Origin of the sequence: Terrirhizobium terrae, from assembly GCF_030323265.1 — a bacterium.
In the GTDB taxonomy this organism is placed as follows: domain Bacteria; phylum Pseudomonadota; class Alphaproteobacteria; order Rhizobiales; family Rhizobiaceae; genus Neorhizobium.
The window spans coordinates 286,056-309,902 of the sequence record NZ_CP104990.1 but is presented as its reverse complement, the minus strand read 5'-3'; the positions used below and the strand labels follow the sequence as shown (position 1 = coordinate 309,902).

Sequence of the window (23,847 nt, the reverse complement as noted above, 5' to 3'; positions counted from 1 at the left end):
AGGAGGCTTAAAACCACGTCTTCGACATCGGTAAGTGAGATTTGGGCGATCTCTTAGCACGGTCACAAGTGTAACGCTCTTTGCCATGCCAGAAACATAGGAACTAAAGCCAAGCTTTAGGTTCGCCACAGTCAGCGAGGAAAGGAGCCTACTGTGGTTATAACAACTGATCCCAAACTCACCGGTCCAAAAAGGGTTGATAGTCGTCCGGACACGGGTGCGAGAAAGCCTGAAGACACGTCGCCGGGCGATCGTAACCCAACGGTCGTCGGCCGAGATTTGCAGGCCCTCCGCGACCTTCTCCACCTGCATCTCGCGGATCCTCGACGAAACGAGGGGAAAATTACCTCGCCGGCGATATCGACGCGTCCCGCCGCCCAGACGGTAAGGCAAGCGGCCGTTAAAGCTGCGAGCGGACGCTCGCTGCAGCTATACATCTGCACACCGCTGGACGAGGATGTCGACCGTCCTGCTTCGCAATCCGAGGCAGGCTCGGCTGACAGGCGTTCATATCATTTCTTCGGCATCCGCAAGGCATGGCGATATTTCAAACGCCAGCGGGATCTCCGGCGGCAGCGTGATCAACTGATGTTGATGAATGATCACATGCTCCGCGACATCGGCATCGAAAATCGCATGGAGATTGCAGAATTGATGCACGACCATCGCTATGCCGGTTAGAACGGTGCCTAAGGAGTGGTCCATCACGATGGCAATCGGCGCAATGTTAAGTGCCCAATTGCGAGTGATCGTAGCCACATTGCTTTACTGCGCCATCCCACATCTCCAGATCAATTCGATCGATGAATGGATAGTGGCTAAGCGAACCTAGCAGTAACAAGCAAAACCATGAACCTCACTCGCCGCTGCCATCGATGCGCAAGCGGCGCCAATCGTTCGAATACACGATCAAATGCCAACAACAATCTCGGAAGCTTCCGGTCGTATCACTTTTCGACCAAGCACTATCGAAGATACATCGTCTGAAGAATCATCGACAACAGCGCCATATGGTGAAGGAGAAGGCACCTGGGATTGGGCCAGCAATGCCGCCTGGGTGCGATTGGCCGCGCCTAACTTGCGCATAATCTGGCGGACATGAACCTTGACCGTCGCCTCCTGCATATTGAGTTCTCGGGCAATGTGCTTGTTTGAGCGTCCGAAGCGAAGCCGCTCGAGGACTTCGGTCTGCCGTTGCGTCAGATTGGGCGATCCATCCGTCGTCCGATGACGGCCAGGTATACGGGCGTGCATCGACAGCGTAGCCAGCAGTGCCTCACGCGGGAAATATGTTCCGCCATTCATGATAAAGACCAGCGCCTGCTTGACGATGTCCAGTGGTAGTATCGCAGGCAGGAAGGCCTGGAAGCCCATCTCGGCGGCAGAAACGGCGTCATCTGGGTCCGTTCTGTCCGAAATTATTGCGCAAGGCCCTGCAAAAGCCGCCTTGGCAGCGAGAAGAAGTTCGTGCTGCTCGGTTTCGGCCAAAGATGCGCCACCTGTATTGATCAGGACGAGGCGGACATCATCCTCACCCCTTAGGTCCATGACATCTTTTGGCTCATATGACGCCAAGTTAAGATCTAAACCGTCCGCCCATGGCTCAAGGGCGGAAAGCATGCATGCTCGGCGCATAGCAAGTCCGTCGATCAATACGACTAAACCACTTTTGTTCAGAAGTTTCGCATCCATTTTTTCCATCTCCTGCAAGCATTAATTTCAAATCTCGCGAATAGAACCTTGGGATTACTTATCCCAATTAACGTATCCGGCTGCTGATTTTCAATTTTCCTAAGGGCTAATAAGCCTTAAGGTTGCACGTTTGTGCACTTGCCGGATCGACCTCGCCCCGTGAAAGAAAATATGTCTCCCTATTCTCAAGGGTGACATTCGACACAGAGGGAGCAAATACTATGCAGCAACAATAACACGGAGACATTGCATCGTCCACATAGAAGCCAAATCTAAAATTCCAAACGACCCCAAAAATTGATAATAAATCAAGATCAATCTCAAGAAGAAATACTTGTATTATTGTCTTTATTACAAAGATCAGAAAGTCTGCATGGAAATACTTATTGGATCAAGCCCTCCTTTCCGAGCCCTGAAGCGACTTGACGCGATGAGGTTCTCCTCGCAGCCATCGAGTCACCGACTGTCCTCCAAACAGATCGCTGCCAATGCACTGACACACGTGGGACGGAAGAAATTGCACTTGCAATTACCGCTTCGAAAATCTCCGCGATCTCCGACATTACGGCATGTATAAAGAAATAGGGTGCGACTACTGGCGGGCGGACACACGTTTGCCGCCTCTCCATTGAGAAGCGGACATAGCCGACGTCCGCGAACTTGATCAGCTTCCCGTCCATTCGAGCGCCCCCTTTGCGCCCTTCCACCCTATTTATGAGGATAGGCTTATCTTACACCCTAGTCCAGCAGTAGAAATGCAAATAAGAATACACCTTAAGATTTACTTCTACTTTGACTACACATAAAGAGCGAGCCGAAGGACATTTTCGACTTTAGGCGCATCTTTCGTCAAAGCTGTCTTAGCCGCCTCTTGAGAGCTTAAGCTGTGGCTTGAGGCTGCTATCCTAATATGCACGCCGCCTTTCGCGGCAACGGCATCGCTACGAGGTGTGGCGTGGCTGCGGTGCATAGCCAGGAGCCGAAAATTGCTAGCAGATGACCGAACAGTATTGATCTTTGACGAAAGGCCGTTGCGACGGGCAGCCTATATCTGCTTGCTGACCCAGTGGGCTGATGCGCAAAACCTGACGATTGTTGGATATGGCATGTTTGACAGCTCCTCTATCGACCACAATGCTGCCCTGACGATAATTTGCGCCGGAAGGCGCCCGGTGAGTGAGCTGCGCCTTAAGCCCGATCTCTCCCCCGAGAAGCTAGCCTCTCCTCCCCTGGTGGTTATTTCCGACCTTGACGATCCGGCGGAAGTGGCCGCTGCGTTGCAGCTTGGCGCACAGGGCTTCATACCAACGTCTGCAGCACCTGAGCTTGCCGTCAATACAATGACTTTCGTGATGTCAGGCGGTGAGTTCTTTCCCGTTTCAGTGCTCCAATCGCCCCTGGAATAGCTGTCCTGAACAATTCGCCTTGCGTGAGAAGAGCCTGCTCGGGCGCCCAAGACTCCGCCTCTCATACCCTCTGGATCCCGTCGGAAACGACGTTGCCAGTTCTGGCAGGCCAATGCGTTAAATCCGCGCCGTCACGCTCATTTGACAAACGTTCGATGACTGCGTTTGGGTCTCTCATCGCACCGTCTGTCGGTCATCGGCTTGTAAGGCACCAACGTCGCCGGGCGTAACAACGCTCTGGACAAGGCTTGGGCCCGAAGGCGCGAGGTTTCCGGAAGCTTTCGCAACACCGCCTGTCGGCACCGTCCAGCGCTGCGGGGTCTCAATGCTCACTTCGATCAGATCTCGCGGCTCGACCGGCGTGTCCGCCGTTGCCGTGATTCGAGTCACGCCACCATCGACCTCACTGCGCGTTACGTAGAAGATTATCTTTCGCTGGTTTCCAGCATTCTCATCGAGCAAAAGCTCTTGAATGCGCGTTTCGGTTTCACCAAGCAGCAATTCCGCCGTACGGGCCTTGAGATTAGCCGCTGAAATCTGACGAACGATCTCGTTCAGTTCCGTCTGGATCTCTGAGTTTTTTGTGTTGACGATCTCCTCGCCCTCGCGGTTGTTTTCCTCCAATGACTGGCGGGCGCGCAAGAGCTGGAACTGGAAGTCGAGTACCCGGCTTTGCCCTCGGTTTCCTCGCGCTCAAGCGCCAGCCGGCGTGAGCTCTGAACCAGCCCTCGGTCCAGAAGAGAGCTCACGGTCTTCAGCTCGTTCTGCACCACAGTCGTCTGACGTTCCTGGGTCGTGATCTTGCTCTGCAGCGTGCCGATTTCGCCAGCGTAAAGAAGGCCAAGGCCCTTCGCGGAATCGAGCTTGCTTCCTGTCTCGACCTTGCGCAGTTTCATTAATTCCAGTTCTTCAGACTGGAGAGCGAGAGCCCCGCTGAAATTCGCCAGCGACGTTGGAATGTCGAAAGTCTCGTGTCCGTTTTTCTCTGCTCTCAGCCGCGCTTCGCGCATGAGCAATCCGTAGTACTCGAGCCTCGCCGCACCGTAGAGTCCGGCAGCTTGAATACGGTCGCGCTCCAGGCGTCCGCGTGTATTCTCCGCCTCCCGCTGCAGCCCGCCAGCCAGGCTTATGGCCTTCATGATGGTAAGATCCGGGCTGAATGCATACTGCCCCGGCGCTGCGACCGCGCCAACGACGTAGATCGGACCGTACTGAGCGACCTCCACGGCAGCGAACAGGCCCGCTTCACCAACGACGGTATGCAGACGCGCCGTGATCGCCTCGCCCAGCTCCCGGGTCGTCAATCCCTTGGCATTCATACTGCCGATCATGGGCGGCGTTACGGAACCGTCTGCACCGATCAGATAGGTGCCGTTCAGCACGGTCCAGTCCCTGAATTCGCCTTCTCCCGATCGCCACTCCACGACCCTTAGCGCAATTCGGTCCTGCGCCACGAGCCGATAGGGCTCGGCTGCAAGGGCCGCGGCGCCACCACCGAGCAGTGCCAGCCAGGGCACCAACCATTGCAACAGTTTGTGAAACATGACTGAATATACCGCATTGCCAATCGCAGGCGTTGCACGAGTTATCGCGGACGGTTGGTTTGTCATTTCATCACTCCGCAGGGTTGATACTGCCTTGTTGTGTTCGCGCAGGCCCGATCGCGACGAGAAGATGATGCACCAGCCGACGAGGCGGTCGGGGCAGCTTTCGATTGAGTGCATGCAGCCTTTCGGCATCGCTTGCCGTAAGAGCTGAAAAGACACGAAGACCAGTAAGATACAGCATAACGAAGAGGCCCATGGCGACAGCCACTCCTATCAGTCCGCCCATGAATTCCATCGCAATATATGCAAGACAGCCGGCGGGCATCGTCGCGAGAAATATGCGCGCAAGTTCTGCAAAAGGGTATGAAAAGCGCAGCCTTGCGCTCACGAACCAGATCCCGGCGCAGATCATCAGGAGTTGCGTGATTGATCGGGATATCGCCGCACCGGCAACACCGAATGTCGGAATGATCGATACGCCAAGGACGATCGATAGCAACGCGCCCAACAGCGATGTGTAGAAGATGAAGTCGCTGCGCGCGAGTGCGTTCACCGCGTGCGTGCCGATCACGGCAGTGACGGATATTGCCGCGGCCGCACAGACTATCATCGCGGCGGGGACCGAGGCCGAAAACTGCGGACCGTAAAGCAGTTCCACGATGCCGGGGAGGATGGCAACCATGCCAATACAGGCGGGAAAGGCAGCCATGGCGAGCAACCTCGTGCCGCCTGAAAAAGCACGCTGCAGACCGGCAATGTCGCCTTTTCCGTGACGCTCTGACAGAAGCGGCAGGAAAGCCCCGGTCAATAGCAACGGCCCCTGCGCGGCAAGAGCGGACAGTGCCAGCGCTACGCTGAAAAGCCCGACCTCGCGGGCACCCCAGAAATATTGCAGCAGAAATATCTCGATACGTGACCAGACGAAGACATTGCAGACATTGGCCGCCCAGACGAACCGTTGGTAGCGGCGGACTTCGGCTTTGATGGATCGGTCCAGACCACCGCGCTGAAACAATAGGGAAAGGGTGACGATCGCCAGCGGAATTTGGCCCAAACCATAGCCGACAATCGCTCCCGACACCCCGATCGTTAAAGCCGAGCAGAAAACGAAGGCGAGCTGCCCGACCATGGAAACGAAGCTCAGACCAGCAAGAATACGGAAACGGCGACGCCCGCGAAGATAGGCAACGGCGAACATCGCCAAGGTCTGGACAGCGACGGACAGGCACAGAAGAAGGAGAAAAGATAAGCGAGCCGAGCCACCCAGGGATCCCGAGAGCGCTGACAGATCCATGAACGGCAGGGCTTGGCCAGAGCTTGCCAATACCAGAAACAACGACATGCCGAGAGCGACATAGGCGAGGAGATGACGCGCCAAACGGCCCGCCAGCGCACTTGCAGCCCGAGCATCATTACGTCCGTGAAGAGTAGCCTGGAAGCGCACGACGCTTGCCGCAGCCCCTCCGTCAAATATCGTTGCAGCCAGCAAACACAAAGCAATAACGAAATAAAACTCCCCGGTATCGGTCACACCCAGGAAATTTGCGACAATAACACCGCTGACAAAATTACCAGACAGAAGGAATACTCCTGAAAAGGCAGAATAAAAAGAATCAGAAAACATATTATTTTTCATACAAACCTCCGACTTTTCGGAGAAATATTGAATTTATTTCTATCCGTGATAGCTTCCGTATTTGCGAATTGCCGGAGGGATCCTTCATGTCTGCCGTCCGCCTGAATCAGCGCAATGCTCCCGGTCTCCTGATGCTGGTTTTGCTGTCCTGCTTGGGCAGCGCAACGCCGGCCGCGCACGGCGCCGACATCGAGCCCGATGGATGGGAGCAAACCTTCGCCGAGGAATTCGATACACTTGACGTCTCCGCCAGAGGACCGGGTACCCGATGGACTGCCCACACGCCTTGGAATGGCGATTTCGGCGATGCCCGTTTCATGGATCCAGGAGACGCATTTCCATTCACCATACAGGACGGCATTTTGAGAATAGAGGCGCGGAAATCCGCAAACGGCGCTTGGCAGTCGGGCCTTCTTTCCTCTTCCGACTCGACCGGGAGCGGCTTCAAGCAGAAGTTCGGATACTTCGAGGTTCGAGCGCGACTGCCGCGTGGAGAGGGCGTGTGGCCGGCATTCTGGCTCAGCAGCCGCGGCGAGACTGGCGGGGTTGAAGTCGACATCCTCGAGCATTACGGGCATGCGCCGCAGCGATACACCGCTGCATTCCACATCTGGAACCGAACCGATCCCTCGAAGTCCACGCATAAACATCAATGGGTCAACGTACCACCGGGCAGCTTGTCGACGGGCTTCCATACGTTTGGCGCCTCGGTCGACCCCAACTCCATTCGCTACTTCTTCGACAGGCGCGAAGTCTGGTCCGTGCCGACGCCCGCGGAACTGCAGCTGCCGTTCACGATCCTTGTCAATCTGGCGCTCGGCGCAGGCTGGCCGATCACGAACACCCCGAACCCTTCTACTATGGAGGTCGACTATATCAGGGTGTGGGCACTTCCGCAGAGATAGGGAGGGCGGCGTGTGGCCGCGCAAGGAGGTGGCGCGGGTCATCTTGCGACCCGATCAAGGATCGAGAGCAATTCGGAAATCTGGAGTTCGACTTCCAGATCTGGACGCGCCGAGTAGATAAGCGCCGCTTTACGCGTGCTCTCGTACAGATCATGATCGGTCCAAAGGCTCCGCAATTCCCGAGCCCAGACAGTCGGAGAAGCCTCCCTGTCGAAGAGGACGCCCCCGGCCCAACAGATTCGGGCAACGCCCCCACCTTCGTGGCAAGGACCGGGATACCGCTTATCTGCGCCTCGCTGACAACCCGTCCCCACGTCTCCTCCCACTGGCTTGGGACGAGCAGGATACGGGTCTTGGCATAAATCTCCGACATGTTGGAGCTTCTCTGGAGAAGAGTAACATTCGGCAATGCCTTCAGGTTCTGCTTGAGTTCGGCTTCCTCCCGCCCGGAGAGCGGCCAGTTGCGGGCAAACAGAAATGGTATGTCGGGGCATAGCCTTGCCAGCTCAAGCGCTAGGGCCAGTCCTTTCGCCAAAATCGGATTGATGAAGGTGACATGCGTACCCCGCCCTTGCGTGCGGTAGATATCGGAGATGAAAACCGGTGGTATGATTGCCGGCTTTATGCCGAAGCGTTTTTCAAACCGGGCAGCGGTGAAATTGGAATTCGCGATATAGGCAGAAAAGGGAGATCCTGCCTGCTTCCCTTCCAGGCGCGAGGGCCGGTATCGAACTCCAATCCGTGGAGATATGCGACGCTCGGTACGCCCTTGCTGCGGAAAGTGCGCCCGATCTCGACCATGTTTCCATTCTGCACGACCACGATGTCCGGATTGTCCAGATCTTTCACGTCACGCCATGGCTTGAGCGACCGATACACGGGATAGCCGAGTTTTCGATCAGTCGAGATGTCACGTCGTCGAATCTTGTTCGCGACAAATCGGGACGCACCAAAGAGATCACGCAGAGAGAGTTTGGAAAGCACGGCCACCGGCAGACCGCGCTTGCTCATCTCCAGTGCAAGGTGATGCGTATTGACCTCCAATCCACCGACTAGCTGAGGCAAGTGTGGCGTCCCGCTGGCGAAAAGGAAGGTCACGATCGTGTCTCCTCAGTCAGCCTTGCGAGCGACCGGAACAAGATGAAGCCACTCCTGAACCGACGTTCGTCGTTCATTCATCAGCTCGACCGCCGTTCGAGGCATCCACTTTGCCACCTTGGGGATCTGTCGCGACGGAAAGTCCGCCAGCCGGCGCGGCTGCGCGAGGATGGATGTAATCGTGTGGGTCTGGGCGAAGCGGCGGCAGATTGCTGCGCTACAACCCGGCGCCATATCGTCATGGGTCTCGACCAGGATCTCGGCGTGTTCGAGAGCCGGAATGGCGAGATTGTCGAGCAATGACATTTCGCCACCCTCGATGTCACAAAAGACGAGCGGCCTCGATCCCGCTGTTCTCAAAACCTCCTCCAGATCGGCCGGAGTGCAAAAGCCATGCAGCGAGATTCTATTGGCGACATTGTTTGCTTCGGCCGTCTTCCAAAGGGGCGCATGATGCTGAGGGAGCGCCTCGAAGGCGATCACGCGCGCCGAGGGCATGGCATGAGCGAAACCGACAGCATAGTAGCCGTCGGCGGCGCCGATATTGATGACGCTTTCGTGGCCGTTGGAAATGATCGCCTCAATCGTCGCGTGCAACTCCAGTTCTTGCGTACCGAGGAGGTAGGAGAGATGGTCGCGATCGGATCCGGCGCTGAGATGAAGGGCCATATTTTTGAACGGCCCAGTCATGACGCGACCACCGGCTGCGCGCTTGACCATCACGGAGGCCATCTCCCAAGCTGGGAAAGCAGCCCAACGCATCGGGATGCGTAGGGATACCGGCAATCGCCGATAGGCGCGCCAGAGCCCCATCGCGACTGAATTACCTTGGATCATCGTCCATGTAGCATCACGCATGACTTTCTTTCCTTCTGATATGGAAATTCACGCCTGTCAGTATTCCGGTCTTGTCCGCTGCCTTGGTGTCGTCCCTAGAATTCCAACGCCCGGATGGGGGTGAGGCGACGTCTGAAGAGATCGGCGAGGGCACATGCATTTCCATAGAGCCGGCCGGAGCGGTCGGGCACTCGCTCACCGCGCGCCGCACCGTAAAGGTTAGCGGCCACATTGCGCGCGATGTGGTTGAGCCCCTTTTTCCATGAGCACGTGCCCTTTCCCATCAGGTAGATGGGATTGGCGACCTGCGAGTAACCGAGCTTTTGCCCGCTCTGGCGACCACCCGAAACTCCCAGATGGACCCCATGCGCCCATTCGGCTCTGGCAATTCGCCCGAGTTCTGCAATACGCCTGCTGAAGTCGACATCTTCCAGCCATGCATAGAGCGGAAGCGTCTCGTCGAAGGTCAGCCCACAATCCCGGATCGGCTCCAGGCGCACCGCCATGTTGCAACCGTATCCGTTATAGACCTCGCTCAGCCGCCTGGAGGGCTTGTCCACTGGGCTCGCGAGCAACTCGCTCGCCTGGTCGAAGGACACGGCTATTCCCTTGGCGCCATCCGCAAGCACCTTGCCTGTTGTCATGACGACATCCGGATGCCCCAGGAAGATGGCCTCGGTTTCTTCGAGGTAATTACGCGCCGGGACAAAATCGTCATCGAGGAAGACAAGGATATCGAGATCGTTCGCGGCTTCCATCAGATAATTGCGCTGGTGCGGAAGTCCATTCGGCCCGATGAGGCACCGCAAGGCGGGGTCGCGCGATACGAGCCCCTCCATATCCTCCGGCGCCGGCGCACAAACGAGGACGGCATCCGCAACCCGGGTCTGCTCGGCAAGCAGAGAAACCAGACGTGCGACGACAGCTGCTCGGCCTTTCGTTGCAACCGCCACACCGAGACGAAGCCTTCTCGCCTCTGGGGCGACCGGCATTTGCAATATCATCGGCAAGGCGCGCATCGTCACGTCTCCTTCGCCCGTCGGGCATAGGCCCAGACCATGACCGGAAAGTTCGGCTCGTTGACGAGTGAGTTCAGAGGCCCCGCCTTGCGCCAGCGCCTGAAATTCGCCTTGACGCATTGGCGGTTACCCCATGAACGGGTGGCAATGTTCTTCTCGTCGAAGCCTGCCTCCTGCAGGAGGCAGGAAAGCCCCGTCTCGGTCCAACGGTTGCAATCGATTGGCGAGGCATGCACGCGAAGGAGAAATGGTGTTGCGATGATGAAGGTGCCGCCGGGGCGCAGCATCGCATGGACATTGCGTGCTGCGCGCAAGGGCCACTTCAAGTGCTCGAAAACCTGGTCGGCAATGATGAGGTCGAACTGCCGATCCATCGCTTCGCTGCAGATATCGAAACCGGGATACTGCGTCGACAAATAGGAGCGGAAGGCAAATTCGCGCTGCCATTGAACTCCGCCCGAAATTTCCATGACGTCGAGTTTTTCAGGACCCAGTTCGCGAATATGGGCGAAAGCATCGCGATAGAGCATGACCCTGACCCAGTCATCGGTCGGATAACCGATCGCACGCAGAGACTTGCGCAGCTGATCTTTCAGGGCGGGATATGTGCGCAGTTGCGCTATCTTCATCATGAAGATCTCCACTTCGATTTTTTCTGTAGAGGCGATGCGTTCAAGACGATCCCGAGCAGTTCGGCTCCGGCGGTACGCAATTGCCGGGTGACGTCGGATAATGTCAGGAAGGAGGTTACTCCGTGGCGGGCGACGACGATCAGACCATCGAGATGGGGAGCGATCGACTTCGCGTCTGTCGACGTCTGAAGCGAAGGCAGATCGAACAGTATAAGGTCGAACCGTTCCCTCAGATCGGCAAGGTTGAGCATGGTCTGCTCGGAGCCGATGCGTTCGCCGGGTGTGACGCGGCCGAACCGCCCGATCGGAAGAATGGTCAGATCGCCACCGATTTGTCGGATGAATTCCGGATAGGCATCCGGGTTGTTGAGCAGATCCATCAGGCTTGGCCCATGCTGCCCGGCTAGGTTGCTCAATGTCGGGTTCGCCGCAGACGCGTCTACGATCAGCGTTTGCGTTCCAGCTGCCGCCGCCGCCTGACCGACATGATAGACAAGGCTGGTTGCGCCCGTCTGCGGCTCGACACCGATCAGGCCTATGAGCTTCGCCTTGTGGGCGCGCCGGAGCCCGGTAACAGCCGCCTTGAGATCCTTGATATCGCGTTCAAACGGCGGAGCGTGCAGCGCCGCAATTCTGCCTGCCACAGTCCCATCGCCCGTCTTGGCAGCCTTTGCATGCGGCACCTTTGAGATCGAACCGAGGCATGGCATTTTCAGCATTGCGGCGATCTGGTCCGCAGAGCTTACCGAGCGCCGCGTGAAGTGCCTGATTGTCGCGAACACGATCCCTGTTCCCAGCCCCAGAAAGAGGAAGAAACCGAGAAGGAGAGCGGATTTCGGCTGGCTTTTGGTGACCGGGACGGAAGCGCGGGAGATGAAGCGAGCTTCCCTACCGGGTTGGAGATCTGCTGGGCTGTTTCAAACCATCGCTGCAGATAGCTCTCATAAACCTTGCGATAGCTGTCCGCCTCGCTTTGCAGCTGGGCAAGACGGAAGCGGCTTTCCGGGCTACCGGAAGCCTGGAACTCCCTTACCGCACGCTCGGCGGCAAACACATCTTCCTTGATCAGCTTCACTCTTTCCGACAGCCACTGACTGGCGTGACGCGCTTTCTCGGCACGACGATCGAGGCTGGTTGCCATATAGGCTTCCGCAATCGCGTTGGCGATCATCGCCGCCTTTACCGGAGAAGTGGAGGAGGCAGAGATATCGATGACAGACGATTGGCCTACACGGCGCACCCACAAGCGGCCACGCAATATGGCGATGGTGAGGTTTTCCCGCGCTTCGTCCACCCCGTCATTATCGGCGCTATCGGCGCTAGCGAAGTTATTCTTGAAGGCCATGGCGCGCAGCACATCGCCGGGCGACAGTCGGGTCGACACGAATTCGGGATCACTCCCAAGCGCTTGCGACCTGACGACAGAGCGCAACACGTCCGTTGAGCGCATGATCTCTATCTGGCCTTCGACGAAAGCTTCCTCGGTGCGGAGCTGCTGTATATCCGCAGACGATCCGGAGATCGGTGAATCCAGGATCAGTTGGGCACCCGACGTGAAGGTTGCCGGTACAATCATCAGATAGATGACGGCTGCGAGAAGGAATGAGGCGGTCACGGCACCGATCAACAGCGCATTGGACTTCAGGAACTGAAGCAGCTGGCGCAGCTCTATAGGCCGTTCTTCCGTCATCCCATTAGGAAATTGGGAATACGCTACCGATACTGGAGGGACCAGGTTGAACATCAGGCTGCACTCCGGCCATGGGCTGAGGCGGCTACGCCCGAGGGATCTGCGGTGCGCGGCCAGGAGGCGACGTCCGGCATCCAGCGCAAGCCGTAGGCCGCCGATGTTCGACTCTCTGGCCGATAGGGACCGAGCGCATAGGCGGCTGCAAGGCCGGTTGTCAGCGTGAATAGCGGTCCGAGATCCACTGAACCTGCCGAGATCGATGCGGCAAACAGTTGCGAGATGCTGGAGACAAGCGCCGCAAGACCGACCGCCTTCTCCATTGGCGATGCACCACGCCGCCTCAGGTGATATTTGATGAGGCTCGCCATGAAGACGACGAACAGCAGGGCGCCGACAATGCCTATATTGGCCAGAAGAGCGATGACGAAACTTGATGCGCGGATGCTTCCAAGCCCGGCCCCAAGCCCGCTTGTGTCGAGAAACGAGATCAAGGCCTGAGCATTCCAGCGCATCCGCTCCTCGCCGGACTGTGTCTCCAGCTTATTGGCGAGAACGACGCTCAGAAGATCGCCAATACTCTGGGCAATTTGCGGCGTGAGCAGGACCATCATGACCGCAAGTGGGATTAAGCCTATGCAAATGCTCACAAATCCCAGGTGTCGAAAACTGGCCGTTCGGCGAACGACACGCATCAGGCAAAGAACGAGCAGCAAGAGGAAGGTCGCGGCACTTGCGACGTAAGCTGTGGTTGACGTGCACAGGAGCAGCGCGACGAGCAGGGCAGCGGCGAGGAGAGGCAGCGTCCGTTGAGGATAGCCTTCAAGTACCAAGACTACGACGAACGAGAAAAGAGCGAGGGTCACGTAACCGAACACGCCGGCCTCGGAAAAAGAGCCGACTATTCTCTTGAAGCCTGCGATATCGCCGTCATCCAGCATGCGGTAGTTCGCATTGCGTATCACCGAGAGAAGATCGGCAGTTCCAGTCTTGTAGGTAACGAAATCCGCGACAGCAAAGGCAAGACACCCGATGGCAGTCACGATCAATGCCTTGGCAAACAGAACCATGCCGCCAAGGCGGGCGATGGCGCTGACGATTGCAAAGCACGTCAGATTGCCGAGCATGTAGATCGATTGAGTAAAATTGCTCGATGTCGGAGCAAGCGCGGAACTGACGATACGATGCAGTTCGCTACCGCGCGCGATTGAATAGACAACCGTAGCGCTTTCGAACAGGCGCGGCAGGAAGACGGCCGTCAGTGTGCCGTAAGCGGTGAAAAGCAGAAGCCAGAAGCCTGGCCCGGGATATTGAAGGGAGGAAAGGCTCACGGTGAGCAATGTCGGCCGCAACGAGACGATCGCAACGATGAACACGAGCATGAAATGGAATGGCTGAATGCTTGCGCCGCCGACTGACTCAAGCTTGAGGGCCGCGGCTGCGCCGAAAAGGGTCGAGAAGCAAAGGATGTAGATGGCCAACCGCGTGTTGTTGAACATGGCGTAGGCGCCGGCAGCCGCAAATAGAAATCCAATCAACTCGATCTTCATGCAGTATCCCCGCCTGGCCTTGACATTGCTGACTTGATTGCTGACCCCCAAGCCTTAGTAAGACCCCTTTCGCATCAGCAAAATCGGCAATGTTTTCAGCATGATCATGACATCCTTCGAGAAGGACCACTGACTGCAATAACGGCAATCGAGCTGGACCCGCTCAGGATAGGAAATGTCGTTTCGACCACTGATCTGCCACGCGCCGGTTAATCCCGGCCGTGTCGAGAAATAAGCCTGCGCGTCACCGCCGTAGTATTGAATTTCCTCGGCGACGACCGGTCTTGGTCCAACCATGCTCATGTGCCCTAGCAGCACATTGAAAAGCTGGGGAGTTCATCGATGCTCGTGCGGCGCAACGCGCCACCAATCAAAGTGATGCGTGGATCCCGCTTTAGCTTTCTTGAACTCTGCCATTCCGCCGCCGCCCCGTCATGCGCCAGCAGATATTGTCGCAATTTTTCTTCCGCCCCCATCTCCATAGTTCGGAACTTCAGGCACGGAAAACTTCGCTCTGCAAAGCCGATCCGTTGTTGAACGAAGAAGACCGGCCCGCCGTCCAGTAATTTGATCGCAACCGACGTTATAATCATCACTGGTGCTGCAACGCACAGTGCGACCAACGCTACCAAAACGTCAAAGGCTCTTTTGGCACCGCCGCCCAAAGGCGTAATGCGCTGCACTTTGGGAATTTGGTTTCCTGGATATGTAAACTTCCGGGTTATCACATCATTTGAAATTACAACTTTCTGGTAATTCGAATTTATATCCATTTTATCCCTCCAAATTTAAGACTAACAAGCAAGGATAACTTTACCTTGATCTATTTTTCATGGATTTGTCTGTAACCGAGGTCATATCCGGCCAATTGATACTAGAAATATTTATACGTTAGGCGGAGTGGGGGTTCATTGGGGGCCGATGCGTTTCGCTGCAGCGCGCAATTCAAGGACCAATCAGTCCCACATCGCTTGAAAGTTGCTTGCCGTTCCATGGGGGTTCGAGATGTCGAACAGGCTGAAGGAAGCTGCTTGTGAAGGGTGGCATGCGGGCGGGAGCTATCTTTGCCTGCTCGGCGATGCGCTGCGTGACAGGCTTATCAAGGGAAGAACTGTCAAGTTCTTCAAAAAAAGGATATTGTCCTGCGGCGTGCAACGCGCGGAAACCAGTTTCTTCTCGTTCGATCCGGCCAGTTGAAAGTCGCCGCTTGCCTCGTCGACGGGCGGGAATTCGTGGTCGATACGCTTTCAGCCGGCAGCGTATTTGGTGAACTCGACGTATTGCGGCGCACACCTTCACCTTTCGAGGCGCACGCACTGAGCGCCTGCGAAATATGGCTACTGGACGGTACGATCGTTCGCGATGCTGCAGCGCGGGACGCAGTGCTCAGCAACAATCTGCTTCAATATGTCTCGACCCAGGCGGAGAAACTGGAAACACGGTTGCTGACGCTGGCATCGGCAAGCATTTCCTTCCGCCTGGCCAATGCCCTGTTGCGCCTCGGGCAACTCGATTCCCCGTCTCCGCAGGCGCAAATCTACATTTCGCAACAGGAGCTGGCCTCGATGCTCCCGGCCTCTCGGGAAAAGGTCAACCGATGCCTGCGTTACTGGGAGAGAAGCCGGATCGTGCATCTCGCTCCGGGCTCCATCACCATCACCAATCCGCGAGCGCTCCATGATTATGCAACAGCATGACCGGGCGGTTGTTCAGATGCCGGATATCGTCTCAAGCGCCAGGCGCGACCGGACATTTCTCAACGCATTACAAAAGAAAAAGAGCAGCCCTGCCGCATCGGGCAAGTCATCGCGCGCAGGCAGATATCGTTCAGCAAGGCGAGAGACGGGCAGGATGATACGAAATCTCTCTGGAATCACGCAGCCGAGCCTTGATGCACGCGCCGATGTTTGCGTCATTGGCGCCGGGATGGCGGGTCTATACGTGACCCGCCAACTTGCCTGCTATGGTGTACGGACCATCCTCGTGGAAAGCGGAAGTGCCAGAACTGGGCACTCCGCAAACGACCTCAACGAAATTTCCGACGAACACGGCCATTACCAATGGCCTGTGACGGGCCGTGCGCGTGGGCTGGGGGCAGTTCCTCCGTCTGGGGCGGCAAGATGATGCCGATTTCCGCGAGCGACATGGCAGAGCGCCCGCATATCGACGCGCCTGCGTGGCCATTGAGCCACGATGCACTGCTCGAAGGGCTTAGCGAAATCGAAGCGCTGTTCAAGCTCGACGACGGCGCGTACGAAGAGGGCGCACCGCCTCATTTTCGGACCGGCGTGGAACTGCCGCAAGGTGATCCTGATTTCGCGGTTCGCTGGGCCAAGTGGACGCGGTTTCGGCGGGGAAACATATGGCGGATCCTGAAGGATCAGCTGGCCAATCACCCGTTCGCAGAAATATGGACGGATGCCACCGTCAGTGATTTCTCGATCGACCACTGGTCACGGCGTCTGGCCTCGGTCCGGTGCCGCGACGATGCGGGCCGGATACTCGACGTACGGGCAGACCACTTCGTACTGGCGGCCGGCACGATCGAAAGCACGCGTCTGCTTCTCATGCTGGACAGATGCGGCGACGACCGCGTCTTCGCCTCTTGCGACGCTCTCGGCCGCTATTTTCAGGATCATCTGGACGCGCATGTCGGCCGGCTGACAGTCCGCGACCCGGACCGTTTTGATCGCTTGCTTGCACCTCGCTACAGACGATTGCAAAGGCGCAGCCCGCATATCGAACTGACAGAGACGGCGCAGGTCCGCGATGGAGTGGCATCCGCTTTCGTTCACATGACTGCCGATCTGTCGCAAAATGCGACGCTCGGCGCCGTCAAGCGGCTCACCAAGCGTATCGAGGCGAATGACTACCAGGGCCTGCTGGGAGAGTTTCAGCGATCCCGGCTCGCTCCAGGATCGCTCGGACGGCTCCTCGCGCGACGGCTGTATCATCATACCCTGTTCATGCCGGGGGATGTCGGCTTCAACCTGCGTGTCTGCATTGAGCAGGCGCCGAGGGGTGAAAGTCGTATCCTGCTGGCCGACACCAAAGATCGCCTCGGCATGCCGAAAGTTGGTCTCAAGTGGCAACCGGGTGATATCGACGAGCGGACATTCCGCAGCGCGGTCGCCCGTCTGTCCGCCTATTGGCATCGGCACGGTCTCGATCGGATCTGCACGATAGAATGGCTCGCCTGCACGTTGCCGGGGGCATCCATCACCGAGGCCGCGCAGGATTACGCCCATCCTTCGGGAACGGCCCGGATGGGAACGGACGCGCGCCATTCCGTGGTGGATGCCGACCTGAATTGCCATCACGTCGCCAATCTCAGCATCGTCAGTGCTGCCTGTTTTCCAAGCTCAGGCAGCGCCAATCCGAGCCTGACCATCATGCTTCTGGCCTGGCGCGCAGCCCGCGCCGTCAGCCGGCTGATGGGCCGTCGGGCAGGCGGGGCGCAGGCCGATCCCAGCCTGAAACTCAGGGAGGCGGCCAATGCTTGACGCGGCGCCTGAACGTGCAGAGATCGTTACCCTGCACCGGGAACGGCTAACGCCTCCCGCGCTGGCCGCCTCTGCGAATGACGGATACATCCCGAAAACCGGCCTTCGCCCTTCCGAGTTACGAGCAATCGACAGGGTCGTTGTGATCAACGACTTTTCCATAGCCAGGGAGGGGAACCGCGCTGGCACTTCTCTCAGTCAGGCTGTTGAGAGCGGCCGGCATCCGTGTGACCTATATCTGCGGCGATAGCGGGCAGAACCCCGAATTTTCGGCCCTCGACGTCGAGGTGGTTGCCCTGGGTGGCGACCCTATCCTCTCCGCCAAACGGCACCGCGCCATGATCGAGGGGATCCATAATACCGGCGCCAAGGAAATGCTCGAACGCTGGATTGCTGCCAACGATAGCGTCGGTACGGTCTACCATGTCCACGGCTGGTCGAAGATCATGTCGCCTGCCGTGTTTGCAGCACTGGCGCCGGTTTCGCACCGCACGGTGCTGCATGCCCACGACTACTTTCTCGCTTGCCCGAACGGCTCCTTCTACGACTATCGCCGCCAAGTGCCATGCGGATGCAAGCCACTCGCGACGGGATGTCTGACGCGCAATTGCGACAAGCGCAACTATGCCCAGAAGCTGTGGCGCGTCGCGCGATCCACCCGTGTGCGATCCCAGCTGCTTCGATCTGGCCGGCATTACGGGCGTGTCCTGCTCATCCACGAAGGCATGGCCGGCGATTTCAAGCAAGCTGGCTATTCCGACGAGACGCTGCACGCCCTTCGCAACCCGACGATGCCGTTCCAGCCGGATCGTGTTCGTGCGGAAGACAATCGCGACTTCTTCTTCATCGGCCGGTTGGAGCCGGAAAAAGGCATCCTCGAGGCCGTGGCAGCCGCGTCGACTGCCGGCGTTAGATTGACGGTCATCGGTGATGGTCCACTGCGTACCCGCGTCGCCGGGATGGGCGAGACGGTAAAGGTGCTTGGCTGGCTGTCCCACGAGGAGATCGGCCTCATGGTGCGTCAGGCGCGTGCCTTGATCATGCCGAGCCGCTATCCGGAGCCCTTTGGTCTCGTTGCGGTCGAGGCATCGACAAGCGGCATTCCGGTCATACTCCCACACACGGCCTGCCTTGCTAGGGACATGACGGCAGCGGGCATCGGCCTTGCCTGCGACATGGGTGACGCCGCTCAACTTGCGCGGGCAGTCGCGACAATCCGCGACATGAGCCATGACGACATCCGCCGGATGAGCATTCGCGCCCATGCGGGCCTGTCCCGGCTCTCGACCACACCGGACGAATGGCGGGACGGGCTGCTCGCCCAATACCTCTCACTGGTTCACGCTACCTCGGAGGATAGCCAATGCTGAGCGATATGAGAGTGGTGGTCACGGGCGCATCCGGCTTCATTGGTTCGAACATTGCCAATGCGCTTGCCGCCGAGGGCGCTGATGTCATCGCCTGCGACTGGTTCGGCAGCGACGAGCGCTGGCGCAACCTTCAGGAAGTCCGGCTTGAGGAAATCGTGGCGCCGGAAGAATTGCTGTCCTGGCTCGCCAGGCCTGAAAACCACGTGGACGCCATCATCCATATGGGGGCGATCTCCGCGACCACCGAACTGGATGTGGACAAGATCGTCCAGAATAACGTCCGCCTCAGTCTCGCGCTTTGGGATTATTGCAGAGAACGTGATGTCAGTTTCGTTTATGCCTCGTCGGCGGCAACATATGGCGATGGATCGCGCGGTTTCTCGGGCGAGGACGGAGAGGATGCGCTCGCCCGGCTGAACCCGCTCAACGCATATGGCTGGAGCAAGCATGTGGTCGATCGCCGCATTGCAGCCGACGTCGCTCGCGGCAGGCGCGTGCCCAGACGCTGGGCCGGCCTCAAATTCTACAACGTCTATGGCCCGCGCGAGCGCCACAAGCGGGAGATGCGCTCCGTCGTGCACCAGATCTGGCAGCGCGAAGCATCGGGCGATCAGGTGAGGCTCTTCAAGTCCGATAATCCGGACTATCCCGATGGCGGCCAGCTGCGTGATTTCATCCATGTCGACGACTGCGTGCATGTGGTCCGGCGCGCGCTGGAATCCTCGGAGATCGGCGGGATCTTCGATGTCGGCACCGGCAAGGCGCGGACATTCCACGACCTTGCGCTTGCCGTCTTCAAGGCGCTCGGCAAGGCGCCGTCGATCGAGTTCATCGAAATGCCCGAGCAGCTGCGCGGGCGCTACCAGTATTTCACTCAGGCCAATACCGCGAGACTCGTCGCAAACGGTCTCGCCCCGAATTTTCGATCTTTGGAAGAGGGAGTGGCAAATTATGTCGACTGGTTATCAGCGCATCCTGGTCGATAGGGGCTCAAGCCCTTCGGCCGCCGCAATCGCCGGGAAAACGACGAGGGGATCGCCGCTGCGGATGGCGTATCGACAACTGCTCCCGGGATCGCCCCAGCCTACCCGCCGAACATTCTCGCGCCGGGGCTACGCATAAGGCTCTTCAACGTGAAATACAGCCCGAACCTCGGCGACGGGCTTCTCTCCGAATGCATGGAACACGCGCTCGTCGAGCTCGGCGCCAACCGCGACAGCTGGTCGATCGATCTTGCTGCCCGCAAGGCCTATGGCGACGGTATTCCGGGCCGATCGCAGATACTCTCCGCGCTCGACGCCATGCCTGGCACGATCCGCCCGTATGTCATCCGTATCCCGCTCGCCATGCAGGCCCGGCGCAAATGGCGTCCCCACTACGCCGAGCGCCTGGCGGGGCGAATGCCGCCGTGATCGGCGGCGGCAACCTGATTTCCGATATCGACCTGAATTTTCCGACCAAGCTCGGGCTTGCGGTCCAGGAAATCGAGAAAATGGGCATTCCCTTCGTGGTCTACGGCTCAGGCGTCACCGGCCATTGGACCAAGCGCGGTGCCGAAATGCTGCGTAAGACGTTTTCCAGCCGCCTGTTGCGTGGCGTCTACGTTCGCGATCTCGCCTCGAAACATCTCTGGGATGAGCGGCTGGGTCAATCGAGCGGCCATGAGGCGATGGTCGTGCCGGATCCGGGGCTGCTTGCCTCCCGCTACATACCATCCGCGCGCCGGCACGAGGGTGGTCCGAAGGTCGCTGGCGTCGGCATCATGAGCCATATCGCCATTCGCTACCATTGCGACATCGCACCTGACCAGAAGGCGCTGGAGGATTGGTATGTCGGACTGGTCGCGACCCTTGCGGCCAAGGGCATGCATGTCGTCGTGTTCACCAATGGAAGCCCGGAGGACGTCTCCTATCTCGCAAAAATCCGGCCTCGGCTGGATGCGATCGGCGGCAGCATCTCTTTCCCCGTCGCGCAACAGCCGACGCAGCTCTGCCAGATCATTTCCAGCCTGAATGTGCTTGTCGCCTATCGCATGCATGCGGTGATCGCTTCCTATTCCTATCGGGTGCCATCGGTCGCTCTCGCCTGGGATCCGAAACTCAGGTCCTTCATGAGTTCGGTCAGTCGCGAAAACTATCTTTGCGATGTGCGGACGAGCAATCCGGCCAAGACCGCGGAACTTGTGGTCAAGGCGATGGCAGAGGGGATAGATGAGCGCGCCCATGCGGCCATCCTGGACAATGCATGGCTTGGCATTTCGAGCCTGCTTCAACGCCTGGAGCGCGAGCCATGACTGAGGTTCTGGAACGACAAACCGAGCTTGAGCACCTTTGTCACGCTCTGCAAGACTGGATGTTCCTGAAGGCCCTGCCTTTCTGGGCGACGACGGGGCGCGACGGCGAGTACGGCTTCGTCGAATCCCTTGATCTCGCCGGCCGGCCGCGCTCGGTCGGGTTCAAGCGGACGCGGGTGCATGCGCGCCAGATCTATGTATTCAGCCATGCCCATACGCTCGGCTACGGGCGAGGGCTGGAGGCTGCGCGTGGCGGTCTGGATTTTCTGCTGACGCACGGCTGGAGCCCCCAGGGTGGCTGGGTGATCTCGATGGGAGAAACTGGCGGGATCGTCAACGAGGAGATCGATCTCTACGACCAGGCCTTCGTCCTGCTCGCCTTCGCCTGGTGGATGAAGGCGAGCGGCAGCCGCGACGTCCTGCCATGGATCGATCGTACGCTCGAGGCCATGGATGCGCGGCTTCTTCGTATAAATGGGGACGGCATCGCGGAGGGATGGAACAGCCGGGGGCCGCATGACGAGATCCTGCTGCAGAACCCGCATATGCATCTTCTCGAAGCCTTGCTGGCGCTCTACGCCATCGTGCCGGGGATCGGCATAAGACAGCGTATCGCCAAGATCATCCGCCTGTTTGAGGCGCGCTTTTTCGATCCCATTTCCGGCTCGCTCGGCGAATATTATGACGGCAACTGGAACCGCATCGATGCAGGGGGCGGCCATCTGGTGGAGCCGGGCCATCATTTCGAATGGTACTGGCTGCTTCGCCGAACCGAGCCGATCATCGGCCGCTATCTGCGAGGCCATGCGGAGCGTCTCTACGGTTTCGCTCAACAATATGGAGTGGAAGTAAGGACGGGTCATATCCACGACGAACTGACGAGTAGCGGGAGCATCCATAACGATCGCCACCGCTCCTGGCCGCAGACGGAATATATCAAAGCCATTCTCGCCCGGGCCGATGCCACAGGCAGACTGGAGCAGGATGCGCTGGAAACGGCGCTTCGCGTCCTGTTGGACGACTATCTCGCCCCGGCGCCAGAGGGCTGCTGGATCGATCATCTCGATGCCACGGGTCAGTCCTGTGTGTCGGCCATCCCGGCCAGCACGCTTTATCACCTGTTTCTCGCCACAGCAGAACTCATGCGTCTTCAACATGTCTGGCGCATGCCGGACCTTAGAGGGAAGCCTATCATGAACATTGATCGCTTTGGGGCATGCCGGGTACTCGTCGTGGGGGACGTGATGCTCGACCACTATGTGCGCGGAACAGTCAGTCGTATCTCGCCGGAGGCGCCGGTCCTCGTCCTGCATGTCCAGGACCAGAACTCCGCGATCGGCGGCGCCGGCAATGTCGCCGCGAATATCGCCTCTCTGGGCGGGACGGCGGTTCTTGTGGGGATGGTCGGCGAGGATCCGGCGGGCCTGACCCTGCAAGCCATGGCAACGACAGGTATCGGCACGATCGAAAAGCGGCTCTATTGCCAGCCGGGATTCAGGACGATCGAGAAAACCCGTTTCCTTGCCCATGAAACCCATCTTCTGCGGGCAGATTGCGAAGGCTCGCCGGTCGAGGTTGAGGCAGAAACCCATATCATCAGCCATATCGAGGAATGCGCCGAAGGCTGCTCTGCGATCATCGTCTCTGATTACGCCAAGGGCATGATCACCACAACGATGATGCGGGCGCTGGTGGATATAGCTCGTCGCAAGGAGATACCGATCGTGGCCGATCCGAAGCGACCGGATTTCTCCTTCTATCGCGGTTGCGCAGTCCTGACGCCGAACCGGCGCGAGTTGGCCGCCGCGAGCGGCATAGAAGCTGATAGCGACGAAGGCATTGCGGCCGGCATGGCGGTTGCTATGGACCAATTCAGGGGCACGATCGTGCTGACCCGCTCGGAACAGGGTATCTCACTCTTCCGGCGGGGATTGCCGGCGGTCCATGAACCGGCGCGAACCAAGCTGGCGCTCGATGTCTCCGGCGCAGGTGATACGGTGATCGCAGCTTTGACCCTGGCGCTTTCATCCGGCGAGGACATGGTAACGGCGATGACTGTCGCCAATGCTGCGGCCGCGGTCGCCGTGTCGAAAACCGGTACGGCAACGGTCACGCCTGCCGAACTTGCCGGCGAAATGCTGCTGGACAGCCTTCCCACGCTGCAGATGGACAAGCTCTCCACCCTCTCGGTCGCCTGCGCCCAGCGCGAAGCCTGGCGGCGCCAGAAGCTCGTCGTCGGCTTCACCAACGGTTGCTTCGACCTTCTGCACCCCGGCCACGTCAAGCTGCTGAAGGAGGCGAAGTCGAAATGCGACCGGCTGATTGTCGCGCTCAACACAGATTCTTCGGTCCGGCGGCTCAAGGGGCCGGAGCGCCCGCTGCAGGTGGAAGGCGCGCGGGCGATCGTCATTTCGGCGCTGGATGCGGTGGATTCCATCCTGCTCTTCGATGAGGATACGCCGATGGAGCTGATCGCCTCGCTGCGTCCCGACGTCATCTTCAAGGGCGGCGACTATACGGTCGATACCGTGGTCGGCGGTTCGCTGGTGCAGGGTTATGGCGGGCGCGTGGTGCTGATCGATTTCGAGGCGAACCAGTCTACGACCGGACTGATCGAGCGCGCTCGCGAACGCCAGATCACCATCGGATACAGCGAGGTGGTGCACTGACAT

At 58.6% G+C, this 23,847-nt stretch carries 24 protein-coding genes and 1 pseudogene; 12 read left to right on the top strand and 13 right to left on the bottom strand.

Going from position 1 to position 23,847, the window contains the following annotated elements; translation table 11 throughout:
* The first annotated feature begins 153 nt into the window (after positions 1–153).
* Positions 154–681, top strand: coding sequence for a YjiS-like domain-containing protein (locus N7E02_RS01485; protein ID WP_286578323.1), 528 nt, complete (start codon positions 154–156; stop codon positions 679–681).
* A 228-nt stretch (positions 682–909) separates the two neighbouring features.
* Here N7E02_RS01485 and N7E02_RS01480 read toward each other — a convergent pair whose 3' ends face one another.
* A complete protein-coding gene (locus tag N7E02_RS01480; protein ID WP_286578322.1) occupies positions 910–1,692 on the bottom strand; it encodes a helix-turn-helix transcriptional regulator in 783 nt (260 codons plus the stop codon).
* A 986-nt stretch (positions 1,693–2,678) separates the two neighbouring features.
* Between N7E02_RS01480 and N7E02_RS01475 the strand changes: the two genes are divergently transcribed.
* Positions 2,679–3,098: a hypothetical protein gene (locus tag N7E02_RS01475; RefSeq protein WP_286578321.1), complete on the top strand. Its 420-nt coding sequence runs from the start codon at positions 2,679–2,681 to the stop codon at positions 3,096–3,098.
* 174 nt (positions 3,099–3,272) lie between these two features.
* Here N7E02_RS01475 and N7E02_RS01470 read toward each other — a convergent pair whose 3' ends face one another.
* Genes N7E02_RS01470 through N7E02_RS01460 form a run of 3 tightly spaced genes read right to left on the bottom strand, consistent with a single transcriptional unit; the run spans position 3,273 to position 6,281 of the window.
* On the bottom strand, positions 3,273–3,722 hold the full coding sequence (locus tag N7E02_RS01470) for a hypothetical protein (RefSeq protein ID WP_286578319.1): 450 nt from the start codon (positions 3,720–3,722) through the stop codon (positions 3,273–3,275).
* Positions 3,653–4,708 carry a polysaccharide biosynthesis/export family protein gene (locus N7E02_RS01465; RefSeq protein ID WP_286578318.1) on the bottom strand — a complete coding sequence of 352 codons (1,056 nt, stop codon included), beginning with the start codon at positions 4,706–4,708 and terminating at the stop codon, positions 3,653–3,655. The genes N7E02_RS01470 and N7E02_RS01465 overlap by 70 nt, the downstream gene beginning before the upstream one ends.
* A gap of 4 nt (positions 4,709–4,712) precedes the next feature.
* Positions 4,713–6,281 (bottom strand): oligosaccharide flippase family protein, encoded by a 1,569-nt coding sequence (locus N7E02_RS01460; protein ID WP_286578317.1) that lies wholly within the window; start codon positions 6,279–6,281, stop codon positions 4,713–4,715.
* A gap of 86 nt (positions 6,282–6,367) precedes the next feature.
* Here N7E02_RS01460 and N7E02_RS01455 point away from each other — a divergent pair, with 86 nt between their 5' ends.
* Positions 6,368–7,186, top strand: coding sequence for a glycoside hydrolase family 16 protein (locus tag N7E02_RS01455; RefSeq protein ID WP_286578316.1), 819 nt, complete (start codon positions 6,368–6,370; stop codon positions 7,184–7,186).
* Here the strand turns inward: N7E02_RS01455 and N7E02_RS29340 are convergent.
* The 9 genes and pseudogenes from N7E02_RS29340 to N7E02_RS01415 form a co-directional block, all read right to left on the bottom strand.
* Positions 7,158–7,721 (bottom strand): glycosyltransferase, encoded by a 564-nt coding sequence (locus tag N7E02_RS29340; protein ID WP_353622770.1) that lies wholly within the window; start codon positions 7,719–7,721, stop codon positions 7,158–7,160. The two genes, N7E02_RS01455 and N7E02_RS29340, sit on opposite strands and share 29 nt — an antisense overlap.
* 86 nt (positions 7,722–7,807) lie before the next feature.
* On the bottom strand, positions 7,808–8,284 hold the full coding sequence (locus N7E02_RS01450) for a glycosyltransferase (protein WP_286578315.1): 477 nt from the start codon (positions 8,282–8,284) through the stop codon (positions 7,808–7,810).
* Positions 8,285–8,296: 12 nt separating this feature from the next.
* Positions 8,297–9,142 (bottom strand): class I SAM-dependent methyltransferase, encoded by an 846-nt coding sequence (locus tag N7E02_RS01445; protein ID WP_286578314.1) that lies wholly within the window; start codon positions 9,140–9,142, stop codon positions 8,297–8,299.
* Positions 9,143–9,216: 74 nt separating this feature from the next.
* Positions 9,217–10,140 carry a glycosyltransferase family 2 protein gene (locus tag N7E02_RS01440; protein WP_286578313.1) on the bottom strand — a complete coding sequence of 308 codons (924 nt, stop codon included), beginning with the start codon at positions 10,138–10,140 and terminating at the stop codon, positions 9,217–9,219.
* A gap of 2 nt (positions 10,141–10,142) precedes the next feature.
* Positions 10,143–10,772 carry a class I SAM-dependent methyltransferase gene (locus N7E02_RS01435; RefSeq protein WP_353622769.1) on the bottom strand — a complete coding sequence of 210 codons (630 nt, stop codon included), beginning with the start codon at positions 10,770–10,772 and terminating at the stop codon, positions 10,143–10,145.
* Entirely contained in the window at positions 10,769–11,554 is a 786-nt protein-coding gene (locus tag N7E02_RS01430; protein WP_286578312.1) for a cellulose synthase operon protein YhjQ/BcsQ, read from the bottom strand. The genes N7E02_RS01435 and N7E02_RS01430 overlap by 4 nt, the downstream gene beginning before the upstream one ends.
* On the bottom strand, positions 11,515–12,516 hold the full coding sequence (locus N7E02_RS01425; RefSeq protein WP_286578311.1) for a GumC family protein: 1,002 nt from the start codon (positions 12,514–12,516) through the stop codon (positions 11,515–11,517). The genes N7E02_RS01430 and N7E02_RS01425 overlap by 40 nt, the downstream gene beginning before the upstream one ends.
* Entirely contained in the window at positions 12,516–14,009 is a 1,494-nt protein-coding gene (locus N7E02_RS01420; RefSeq protein WP_286578310.1) for a hypothetical protein, read from the bottom strand. The genes N7E02_RS01425 and N7E02_RS01420 overlap by 1 nt, the downstream gene beginning before the upstream one ends.
* Positions 14,010–14,063: 54 nt before the next feature.
* Positions 14,064–14,602 (bottom strand): annotated as a pseudogene (locus N7E02_RS01415) (sugar transferase).
* 412 nt (positions 14,603–15,014) lie between these two features.
* On the opposite strand from N7E02_RS01415, the gene N7E02_RS01410 reads away from it, so the two are divergent.
* From N7E02_RS01410 to rfaE2, 9 genes are all read left to right on the top strand, one after another.
* The gene (locus N7E02_RS01410; protein ID WP_286578309.1) at positions 15,015–15,206 is read left to right on the top strand and encodes a hypothetical protein; all 192 of its coding nucleotides are present in this window, start codon (positions 15,015–15,017) and stop codon (positions 15,204–15,206) included.
* A complete protein-coding gene (locus tag N7E02_RS01405; RefSeq protein WP_353622775.1) occupies positions 15,146–15,706 on the top strand; it encodes a Crp/Fnr family transcriptional regulator in 561 nt (186 codons plus the stop codon). Before N7E02_RS01410 ends, N7E02_RS01405 begins: the two co-directional genes overlap by 61 nt.
* Positions 15,687–16,133 carry an FAD-dependent monooxygenase gene (locus N7E02_RS29335; RefSeq protein ID WP_353622768.1) on the top strand — a complete coding sequence of 149 codons (447 nt, stop codon included), beginning with the start codon at positions 15,687–15,689 and terminating at the stop codon, positions 16,131–16,133. Before N7E02_RS01405 ends, N7E02_RS29335 begins: the two co-directional genes overlap by 20 nt.
* Positions 16,130–17,512: a GMC oxidoreductase gene (locus tag N7E02_RS01400; protein WP_286578308.1), complete on the top strand. Its 1,383-nt coding sequence runs from the start codon at positions 16,130–16,132 to the stop codon at positions 17,510–17,512. Before N7E02_RS29335 ends, N7E02_RS01400 begins: the two co-directional genes overlap by 4 nt.
* A 227-nt stretch (positions 17,513–17,739) precedes the next feature.
* Positions 17,740–18,882, top strand: a complete 1,143-nt coding sequence (locus N7E02_RS01395) for a glycosyltransferase family 4 protein (RefSeq protein ID WP_286578307.1) — start codon at positions 17,740–17,742, stop codon at positions 18,880–18,882.
* The gene (gene rfaD / locus N7E02_RS01390) at positions 18,876–19,868 is read left to right on the top strand and encodes an ADP-glyceromanno-heptose 6-epimerase (RefSeq protein ID WP_286578306.1); all 993 of its coding nucleotides are present in this window, start codon (positions 18,876–18,878) and stop codon (positions 19,866–19,868) included. Before N7E02_RS01395 ends, rfaD begins: the two co-directional genes overlap by 7 nt.
* 147 nt (positions 19,869–20,015) lie before the next feature.
* Entirely contained in the window at positions 20,016–20,294 is a 279-nt protein-coding gene (locus tag N7E02_RS01385) for a hypothetical protein (protein ID WP_286578305.1), read from the top strand.
* A complete protein-coding gene (locus N7E02_RS01380) occupies positions 20,291–21,175 on the top strand; it encodes a polysaccharide pyruvyl transferase family protein (protein WP_286578304.1) in 885 nt (294 codons plus the stop codon). The genes N7E02_RS01385 and N7E02_RS01380 overlap by 4 nt, the downstream gene beginning before the upstream one ends.
* The gene (gene rfaE2 / locus N7E02_RS01375; protein WP_286578303.1) at positions 21,172–23,844 is read left to right on the top strand and encodes a D-glycero-beta-D-manno-heptose 1-phosphate adenylyltransferase; all 2,673 of its coding nucleotides are present in this window, start codon (positions 21,172–21,174) and stop codon (positions 23,842–23,844) included. Before N7E02_RS01380 ends, rfaE2 begins: the two co-directional genes overlap by 4 nt.
* The last annotated feature ends 3 nt before the right edge of the window (positions 23,845–23,847 follow it).